Below are 3,589 nucleotides of genomic sequence, written 5' to 3'. Positions count from 1 at the left end.
GCGGCCGGGCCCGGTCGTCGGGCTCGGCGACCAGGGCGTCCCGCAGCCGGTCGCGCTGCACGTCGAGCGGCGCGCGGTGGCTCTCCTCGGCGTAGCCGCGCGTCGCGGCCGCGATGGCCGTCCCGATCAGGGTGAACGTGTCCTCGGTGAGCGTCGCCAGCAGGGGCGCCGGCCAGTGCAGTCGGTACGCGTCCTTGATGAGCCGACGGCACGCCACGCGTCCGGCCAGGTCCAGGGCGTCCCGCAGTGCGTCGAGGGGGCAGCCCAGGCGGCCGTGCCGTGCGCCGATCCGCTCGTACAGGGCGATGATCTCGGCGGTGGCGGCGGGACCGGGCCGGCCGCCGTCGTGGATCGACACGAAGCAGTGGACCGTACGGTCGATGATCTGGCGCACCGAGTAGCCGTACGTGCCGTCGACGAGGTGCGCGTAGTGCGGCAGGCCGGTGCGGACGGCCTCCTCCATCTCGTCGACGGCGGCGGGCATGTGCCGCAGCAGCATCCGCCGCGTCTCGCCCGGGAGCGGTGCGGCGTACTGGGCGTGCGGGTCCTTCGTTCGCGCGGCTCGTTCGTGCGTGTGGGTGCGCGCGGCCCGTTCGTGCGTGGGGGTCAAGGGGCCTCCCGTGGATTCCCGTGGGGCTGGGCAGCCTCCGGGACCTGTGTGACGTACGCCAGATTCCGTGCGCGGACCGGCGGCGAAAGTGTCACCCGGCTTACACTCCGGACCACGACGACTCACTGTCCCGTGCTAGGCCCTGTCGCCAACTCCCGTCGTCCGCCCGGAGGGCGGGCCCTTCGGCGGTATGGGGGTCCCCCTGGTCGAGCGAAGTCGAGAGCCGGTACAGGCGTGCTCTCGGCGTGCCAGGCGCGAGTGCGCACGGCGTCGCACGGTTGGGGCACCTCCCCGCCGCAGGCTGGCGGAGGGAGTCCGACTACAGGGCCAAGCAAGGGAGTTGGACGTGTCAGCTGTCGATCCACTCTTATCCAGGCGCCCGTGGCACGACCTGCCTCCGGCGCTCGCCCCACTGCTCCGGGCCAGACTTCCCGAGCTCACCACGGAGATGGTGCAGGCCATCCGCAGAGAGGTGCGCGGCTACCGGCAGCCGATCGGCTCCGCCGTCGCCCATGACCTCGCCGAGGCGGTCCGGCTGGCCGCGACGCAGTTCACGGAGCTGGTGGAGGAGCCGGACGCGCCGCAGCAGCACTATGTGCCGCGTTTCAAGCGGCTGGGCAGACTGGAGTACCTGAGCGGGCGCGGCATGGACGGGCTGCAGGCCGCGTACCGGATCGGCGCCCGGGTGGCGTGCCGCCGCTATATGGACGTGGCCCGGGAGGCCGCGTTCTCCGGTGAGATCGCCGTCCCGCTGAGCGAGGCCGTGCTCACGCACATCCACGCGATGGCCGAGGGGTCGGTGGCGGGCTTCGAGGAGGCGCGGGCCGGGGCGGCCGACGAGATGCTGCGCACCCGGCGGCTGCTCGCGGCGCGGCTCCTGGAGCGCAACCGGGATCCGCTCGCGGAACCGCTTCCCGATCTCGCCCGCAGGGCCGCCTGGCCGCTGCCGGAACGGGTGCGGTGCGCGGTGCTGCCCGCCTCCGCCGACCTGACCGCGGTCCATGAGGACGTACTGCGGGTGAGCCGGGGCGGCGAACTGCATCTGGTGGCGCCCGACGACAGCCTGCTGACCGTCCTGGAGGGAACGGAGGTGGCGGTGGGCCCGAGCGTGCTGCTCAACGAGGCCTGGGTCTCGCTGCACTGCGCCCGGCTGGGGCGGCGCCTGGGGCGGCTCAGGGCCGAGGACCATCTCGCGGAGCTGCACCTCCTGCACGGCTCGCCGATCGGAACTCTCCTGACCGACCAGGTACTTGAGCCGTTGCGTGCCCTGCCGCCGGGCAAGGCGGAACGGCTCACGGACACGCTCGACGCGCTGCTCACCTCCGGTGGGCGGACCGCCCCGGAGGTCGCCGCCGCGTTGGGGATCCATCCGCAGACCGCCCGCAACCGGCTGCGGCAACTGGCCACCCTGTACGGCGACAGGCTAGACGACCCGGCATTCCGTTTCGACGTCCAGCTCGCACTGCGCAGCAGGTCAGTGCGTCGTTCCTTGCTCCCCTGACAAACTTCCCTACGGAATTCAGCAGTTGAACCAGAAGCGGTACTGACTTTCGGTCAGCATGCTCTGGCCGCATGAGACATGCCAGCACCCGCGCAGCGAAACGCCTCGGCCTCCTCTCCGGCGCCGCCGCTCTGGCGGTGGGTCTGAGCCTCCTTCCCCAGGAGGCTCAGGCCGGGCCCGGAGACTTCCAACGGGGCCCCGACCCCACCGAGCAGTCCATCACCGCCGAGCGCGGCCCCTTCGCCACGGCTCAGACCACCGTCGACGGTCCGACCTTCAAGCAGGGCACCGCGTACTACCCCACCGACACCAGCCAGGGCACGTTCGGAGCCGTCGTCGTCAGCCCGGGCTTCGTGACTCCGGAGGCGCTGATCAGCTGGTACGGCCCCCGCCTCGCCTCGCAGGGCTTCGTCGTACTGACGCTGGAGACCAACTCGGGCTTCGACCAGCCCGACGACCGCGCCACCCAGATGCTCAACGCACTGGACTACCTCGTCCAGTCCAGTTCAGTGCGCACCCGCATCGACCCCAACCGCCTTGCGGTGATGGGTCATTCGATGGGCGGGGGCGGCTCGCTCAAGGCGTCCGAGTCGCGCCCCTCGCTCAAGGCGGCCGTGCCGCTCATGCCGTGGAGCAACGACAAGACCTGGCAGACCGACCGGGTACCCACGATGATCATCGGCGCCGAGAACGACGCCATCGCCTCGCCCGCCTCGCACGCGGAGGTGTTCTACAACAGCCTCACCGCCGCACCGGAGAAGGCGTACCTGGAGCTCCGGGGCGCGGACCACAACGTGGCGCTCGGCTCCAACGTGACGATCGCGAAGTACAGCATCGCCTGGCTGAAGCGGTTCGTCGACGAGGACGTGCGGTACGAGCAGTTCCTCTGCCCGGCCCCCGTGCCCAACACTCAGATCAGCGAATACCGCAACACCTGCCCCACGGGATAGCCCCCGCCCCGAGGGGACGGCCGCGCGGTCCGTACACGGACCGCCCGGCCCAAGCGTGCTCGCCGAGGTCCCGGCGGACCTCGGCGAGCACCTGCGCGCCTCGGCGACCACCTGCGGGTACGCACATCACCCTCAAGTCATGTTGCGCAGATTCTTGACGACCGCCGCAAACATGCCTAGCTTCACTGTGCCCGCCCCGTCACAGGAAGCCCGCTGTGCACATGTCGCGCCAACCGCCTTAAGGCCAGGCCCAGTTGCGTCGTCATGCCCCCACCGCCGAAGGGATCCCCTCGTGAATCGCCGACTTCTCCTCTCGGTCGCCGTCCTGTTGATGGCGACCGCGGCCCCGGCTCACCCCGCCACCGCGGAGGACGTCCACGTCGAGGGCACGCTCGCCTCCGGCGCGACGTACGTCATGGACGTCCCCGCGGGCTGGAACGGCACCGTGCTCCTGTTCAGCCACGGCTTCCGGCCGAAGGGCGCGCCGAACCCCGCCCAGAACGTCACCGACCCCGCCACCCGCGCGCT

3 protein-coding genes and 1 pseudogene are annotated in these 3,589 nt (G+C 71.3%); 3 read left to right on the top strand and 1 reads right to left on the bottom strand.

Going from position 1 to position 3,589, the window contains the following annotated elements; all coding sequences use genetic code 11:
- Positions 1-610: hypothetical protein (locus tag O3Q52_RS50685; RefSeq protein ID WP_269655177.1), on the bottom strand; the 610-nt coding region annotated here is incomplete at its 3' end.
- Positions 611-1,058: 448 nt separating this feature from the next.
- On the opposite strand from O3Q52_RS50685, the gene O3Q52_RS50680 reads away from it, so the two are divergent.
- From O3Q52_RS50680 to O3Q52_RS50670, 3 genes and pseudogenes are all read left to right on the top strand, one after another.
- Positions 1,059-2,111 (top strand): helix-turn-helix domain-containing protein, encoded by a 1,053-nt coding sequence (locus O3Q52_RS50680; protein WP_269655176.1) that lies wholly within the window; start codon positions 1,059-1,061, stop codon positions 2,109-2,111.
- A gap of 71 nt (positions 2,112-2,182) precedes the next feature.
- Positions 2,183-3,061 (top strand): dienelactone hydrolase family protein, encoded by an 879-nt coding sequence (locus O3Q52_RS50675; RefSeq protein ID WP_269655175.1) that lies wholly within the window; start codon positions 2,183-2,185, stop codon positions 3,059-3,061.
- 331 nt (positions 3,062-3,392) lie between these two features.
- A pseudogene (locus O3Q52_RS50670) lies at positions 3,393-3,589 on the top strand (hypothetical protein); the annotation flags it as partial.

Source organism: Streptomyces sp. ActVer (assembly GCF_027270795.1).
Lineage (GTDB): Bacteria > Actinomycetota > Actinomycetes > Streptomycetales > Streptomycetaceae > Streptomyces > Streptomyces umbrinus_A.
Note: the sequence above shows the minus strand (reverse complement) of the source record. Positions and strands in the feature narration are given on the sequence as shown.

Excerpts from the sequence above, each read along its gene's own strand:
- O3Q52_RS50680 (WP_269655176.1), top strand. The coding sequence starts at position 1,059 with ATGGTGCAGGCCATCCGCAGAGAGGTGCGCGGCTACCGGCAGCCGATC.
- O3Q52_RS50675 (WP_269655175.1), top strand. The coding sequence starts at position 2,183 with ATGAGACATGCCAGCACCCGCGCAGCGAAACGCCTCGGCCTCCTCTCC.